At 69.5% G+C, this 5,664-nt stretch carries 4 protein-coding genes; all 4 read left to right on the plus strand.

Going from position 1 to position 5,664, the window contains the following annotated elements; all coding sequences use genetic code 11:
- Window positions 1–104 precede the first annotated feature (104 nt).
- Window positions 105–1,571, plus strand: a complete 1,467-nt coding sequence (locus tag ACWEVN_RS46075) for an arabinofuranosidase catalytic domain-containing protein (RefSeq protein ID WP_452055483.1) — start codon at window positions 105–107, stop codon at window positions 1,569–1,571.
- 11 nt (window positions 1,572–1,582) lie between these two features.
- Window positions 1,583–3,556, plus strand: coding sequence for an alpha-L-fucosidase (locus tag ACWEVN_RS46080; protein ID WP_452055484.1), 1,974 nt, complete (start codon window positions 1,583–1,585; stop codon window positions 3,554–3,556).
- A gap of 23 nt (window positions 3,557–3,579) precedes the next feature.
- On the plus strand, window positions 3,580–4,665 hold the full coding sequence (locus ACWEVN_RS46085) for a ricin-type beta-trefoil lectin domain protein (RefSeq protein WP_452055485.1): 1,086 nt from the start codon (window positions 3,580–3,582) through the stop codon (window positions 4,663–4,665).
- Between the two features lie 153 nt (window positions 4,666–4,818).
- A complete protein-coding gene (locus tag ACWEVN_RS46090; protein ID WP_452055486.1) occupies window positions 4,819–5,565 on the plus strand; it encodes a GH12 family glycosyl hydrolase domain-containing protein in 747 nt (248 codons plus the stop codon).
- Window positions 5,566–5,664: the final 99 nt, after the last annotated feature.

Raw genomic sequence — 5,664 nt, forward strand, 5'->3', positions numbered from 1 at the left:
GTTCGGTGCGTCAGATGCACCGAACGCCACATTGGGTGCGTCAGATGCACCCAACGCCACATTGGGGCGCTTTACCTCGGACCTGCGAACAGAGGAGTTCGGCCATGGTCTCCCACAAGCTGCTCAGAACCCTCCAGGCCACCGTGGCAGCCGTCGTCCTGGCGACCGGCGCGGTAGCCGCCACGGGCGCCGCGGCCCACGCCGCCACGCAGGAGGCGTGCGACCTCTACGCCGCCGGCGGCACCCCGTGCGTCACGGCGCACAGCACCACCCGCGCCCTGTTCGGGGCGTACAACGGCCCGCTCTACCAGATCCAGCGGGCCTCGGACCAGCGGTTCCTCGACGTCGGCCTGCTGACGGCGGGCGGGGTCGCGGACTCGGCCCCGCAGGTGTCGTTCTGCGCCGGCACCCGGTGCACGGTCACGAAGATCTACGACCAGACCGCCAACCACAACGACCTGCCGATCTCGTGGGGCGGGTTCTGGAAGGGCCCCGGCCCGAACGGGTCGGACATCGGCGCGGACGCGATGGCCCTGCCGGTCACCGTGGGCGGGCACCCGGTGTTCGGGATCAAGGTCACCCAGGGGGTCGGCTACCGGATCGACAACGCCAAGGGCGCGCCGGTCGGGGCCCAGCCGGAGGGGATCTACATGATCACCTCGTCGAACTACGTCAACCAGTGGTGCTGCTTCGACTACGGCAGCGGCGAGGTCTCCCACAACGACACCGGCAACGCCACGATGAACGCCATCTACTGGGGCACCGCCTGCTGGTTCAACGGCTGCACCGGCACCGGCCCGTGGGTCGAGGCCGACCTCGAGAACGGCATGTACCACACCGGAACCGGGTCCAACAAGGATCCGAACAACCCCGGGGTGCACCACCCGTTCGTCAGCGCGTGGCTGAAGAACAACGGCACCACGAACTTCACCCTGAAGTACGGCGACGCGACCAGCGGCAGTCTCACCACGCCGTATTCGGGCGGGCTGCCGCGCGGCTACTCGCCGATGAAGCTCGAGCCGTCGATCCTGCTGGGCACGGGCGGCGACAACAGCGTCTCCGGCGTCGGCGAATTCTTCGAAGGGGCCGTGACCAGCGGCTTCCCCACCGACGCCACCGAGAACGCGGTGCAGGCCAGCGTGATCGCGGCCGGGTACGGCAACGGCGGCAGCACGAACACCGGCGCCGTGCACGCGGCGGGCGCGAACAAGTGCCTGGACGTCAACGGCGTCTCCACCACGCCCGGCACCGCGGTCCAGATCTGGGACTGCAACGGCGGCACGAACCAGACGTGGACGCGCACCGGCGCCGGCGAGCTGAACGTCTACAGCGGCGGCAACCTCCGCTGCCTCGACGCTTCCGGCAAGGGCACCACGCCCGGCACCAAGGTCATCATCTGGAACTGCAACGGGCAGAACAACCAGCAGTGGACGTTCAACGCGAACGGGACGGTGACCGGGGTCCAATCCGGACTCTGCCTCGACGTCACCGGCGCCGGGACCGCGAACGGCACGCCGGTCCAGCTGGCCGGCTGCACCGGCGCGAACAACCAGAAGTGGTCCCTGAGCTGAAAGGTCGCCTCATGTCCTCGTTCGAGCTGTCGCGGCGCCGGCTGATCGTGGTGGCCGGGGCCGCCGCGGCCGCCGGCGTGGTCCGCGTCCCCGCCGGGTGGGCCACCGAAGGCCCGAGCAGCTACACGCCGAGCTGGTCGTCGGTCGACCAGCACCCGCCCGCACCCGAGTGGTTCCAAGACGCCAAGTTCGGCATCTACTACCACTGGGGCGTCTTCAGCGTCCCCGCGTTCGGCAACGAGTGGTACCCGCGCAACATGTACATCGGCGGGTCCAACGAGAACAACCACCACAAGCAGGTGTACGGCGACCCGTCGGCGTGGCCGTACCAGAACTTCATCAACGGCGCCCGCGACAAGGCGGGCAACTGGGTGCAGTTCGCGCCGAAGCTCAAGTCGGCGGGCGGGAACTTCGACCCGGCCGAGTGGGCCCAGCTCTTCGCCGACGCCGGCGCGAAGTTCGCCGGCCCGGTCGCCGAGCACCACGACGGCTACTCGATGTGGAACAGCAGCGCGAACGAGTGGAACTCGGTCAAGACCGGGCCCAAGCTCGACCTGCTGCGGTTGCACGCGGACGCCATCCGCGCGAAGGGCCTCAAGCTGCTGACCGCGCTGCACCACGCGTACCACTTCACCGGTTTCTACGACCACGTGCCGGCCCAGTCCACCGACTCGCTGCGCCGCCTCTTCGGCCAGAACGGCACGCAGGCGGAGAACCAGCTCTGGTTCGACAAGCTCCGGGAGGTCGTCGACGGCTACCAGCCCGACCTCGTGTACCAGGACTTCAACCTGACCCAGGTCGCCGAGGCGCAGCGGCTGAACTTCCTGTCGCGCTACTACAACCAGGCGGTGGCCTGGAACAAGGACGTGGTCGCGACCTACAAGGACGGGTTCAACAACCGCGGGGAGGTCTTCGACTTCGAACGCGGCGGGCCGGGCGACCTGCTCAGCCCGTACTGGATGACCGACGACAGCATCTCGAGCTCCAGCTGGTGCTACACGAACGGCATCGGCTACTACTCGATGAAGGCCATCCTGCACTCGCTGCTGGACCGGGTCAGCAAGAACGGCACCATGCTGCTGAACATCGCCCCGATGGCCGACGGCACCATCCCGTCCGGGCAGCGCACGATCCTGCTCGGCATCGGCAACTACCTCAAGCGCTTCGGCGAATCCGTCTACGGCACCCGCGCGTGGGCGGTCTACGGCGAGGGGCCGACGAAGATGGGCGGCGGCTCGTTCACCACCCCGGTGGAAGGGACCCGGACCGACGTCCGGTTCACCCGCAGCAAGGACAACACGGTGCTGTACGCGACCGTGCTGGGCTGGCCCGGGAGCACCTTCCCGATCACCACGCTGAGTTCCAGCCGGATCAACGTGAGCACCCTGGTGTCGGCCCAGCTGCTGGGTCCGGACGCCGGGGCCGCCACGACGCTGCCCGCCCCCGTCCAGGACGCCTCCGCGCTGCGCGTCCAGCTGCCCTCGGCCAACCCGCCGTTCGACGCGCCGGCGTACGTGGTGAAACTGACCTTCTCCGGCCAGATCCCCACCCCCGGCTCCGGTCCCCTGCCGACCGGCTGGGCCCGGATCGCCAACGTCACCACCGGTCTCGTGCTGGACAGCGGCGGCACCGTCGCCGCCGGGTCCCCGCTCAAGCAGTGGAACTGGGACGGCAGCACGAACCTGCAGTGGCAGCTGACCGACGCGGGCGGCGGGTACGTCCGGATCGTCAACCGCACCAACGGGATGGTCGCCGACAGCCGCGGCAACACCGCCAACGGCGCCACCTGCGCGCAGACGGCGTGGACCGGCGCCACCAGCCAGCAGTGGAAGCTGACGAGCCTGGGCAACGGCCGGTACCAGATCGTCAACCGCGCCACCGGTACCGCACTCGACGGCATGGGCAGCACGGCCGCCGGCTCGAGCGTGGGCCTCTGGACCCCCAACAGCAGCACGAACAACCAGTGGACCATCACCGACGTGTGACGGCCGAGCAGCGAGGAGACGAGATGCGAACACGGCTGGGGTGGCTCGCCGCCGCGGTGGCGGTCCTGGCCGGCACCCTGCTGCCGGGCACCGCCGCCGCCGAATCGAACGGCGGCGTCCGGGTCATGCCCCTGGGCGACTCCATCACCGAGGGCACGCAGGTGCCGGGCGGGTACCGGATCGGGCTCTGGCAGCGGGTTTCGGCGGGTGGGTATCAAGTGGACTTCGTCGGCTCGCAGTTCAACGGGCCGGCGTCCCTCGGCGACCACGACCACGAAGGCCACCCGGGCTGGCGCATCGACCAGATCGACGCGAACATCACCGGCTGGCTGCGCACCAGCAGCCCGCACACGGTCCTGCTGCACATCGGCACCAACGACATCCTGCAGAACTACAACGTCTCGGGCGCACCGGGCCGCCTGTCCGCCCTGGTCGACCACATCACGGGGGCGGTACCGGACGCCGAGGTCTTCGTCGCGACGATCATCCCGATCGCCAACAGCGGGCAGGAGGCGGCGGCCCGCACGTTCAACGCCACGATCCCCGGAATGGTGCAGAGCAAGCAGAACGCCGGCAAGCACGTGCACCTGGTGGACCTGCACGCCGCGCTGACCGCCGCCGACCTGATCGACGGCGTCCACCCGACGGCCACCGGCTACGACAAGATGGCCGCGGTCTGGTACGCGGCGCTGCAGGCGGTCCCGGGCAGCATCGGCACCCCCGGGCCATCCTCGGCGAAGCAGCTCGTCGGCACGCAGTCGGGCCGGTGCGCGGACGTCCCGAGCACCGCCGACGGCACCCCGGTGCAGCTGGCCGACTGCGCCGGAGCGCCGTGGACGCCCACCGGCAAGCAGCTGACGACCGCGGGGAACAAGTGCCTGGACGCGTCCGGGCAGGGCACCGCCGACGGGACCCCGGTGATCATCTGGACCTGTTCCGGTCAGGCCAACCAGCAGTGGAACGTCAACGCCGACGGGACGATCACCGGGGTGCAGTCCGGCCGGTGCCTCGACGCGACCGGGCAGGGCACCACGGCCGGGACCAAGCTGATCCTGTGGTCCTGTCACGGGCAGGCGAACCAGAAATGGACGCTGCGGGCGGCCGGTTGACCGGCACGTTTTCCGGTGCCCGTGGGCCCGGAAAACGCATTCGGTCAATCGATCACGGCCATCCTCTTTGCTCCGGCCGCCCGCTGTGGTTATATCAAAGGCGATTCTACTGAGAGCGCTCCCAGAAAACGCCACGACGACGTGGAGGAGATCATGAAACTGAGGAACGCCCTGTCCGCGGCTCTGCTCGCCGCGGCGAGCGTGGCGGCACCCGTCGCCGTCGCCCCGGCCGCGCACGCGGACACCCTGATCTGCGACCAGTACGGCACGACCACCATCGGCGGCCGGTACGTCGTGATGAACAACCGGTGGGGCAGCAGCGCACAGCAGTGCATCAACGTCACCGGGAGCGGGTTCCGGATCCAGACCCAGCAGGGATCCACCAGCGGCGGCGCGCCACTGTCCTACCCGGCGGTCTACCTCGGGTGCCACTACGCGAACTGCTCCCCCGGCTCGCCCCTGCCCCGGCAGCTCAACCGGATCGGCAGCGTGCCGTCGTCGATCTCCTACACCTACGCCGGCGGCGTCTTCGACGCCTCCTACGACATCTGGCTGGACCCGACGCCGAAGACCAACGGGGTCAACCAGATGGAGATCATGATCTGGTTCAACCGCACCGGCGGGGTCCAGCCGGTCGGCGGCCGGGTCGGCACCACCAGCATCGGCGGGCGCGGCTGGGAAGTGTGGCAGGGCAACAACGGCGGCAACGACGTGGTGTCCTACGTGGCCCAGTCCACCCTCTCGGGCTGGTCGTTCAACGTGCTGGACTTCGTCAACGACGTCGACAACCGCACCCGCGTCGACCGGAACTGGTACCTCACCAGCATCCAGGCCGGGTTCGAGCCGTGGAGCGGCGGTGTCGGCCTCGCGGTCAACTCGTTCTCCGCGAGCGTGAACTAGGCGAACCGGCGGGGCGGCGCGCCCCCGGGCCCCGCCGGGCCCCCGGGTGGGCCCCCCCCAGGTGAAGAAAAAAACCCCAGGGGAGGGGAGAAAAAGAGG

This window comes from Amycolatopsis sp. NPDC003861 (genome assembly GCF_053605405.1).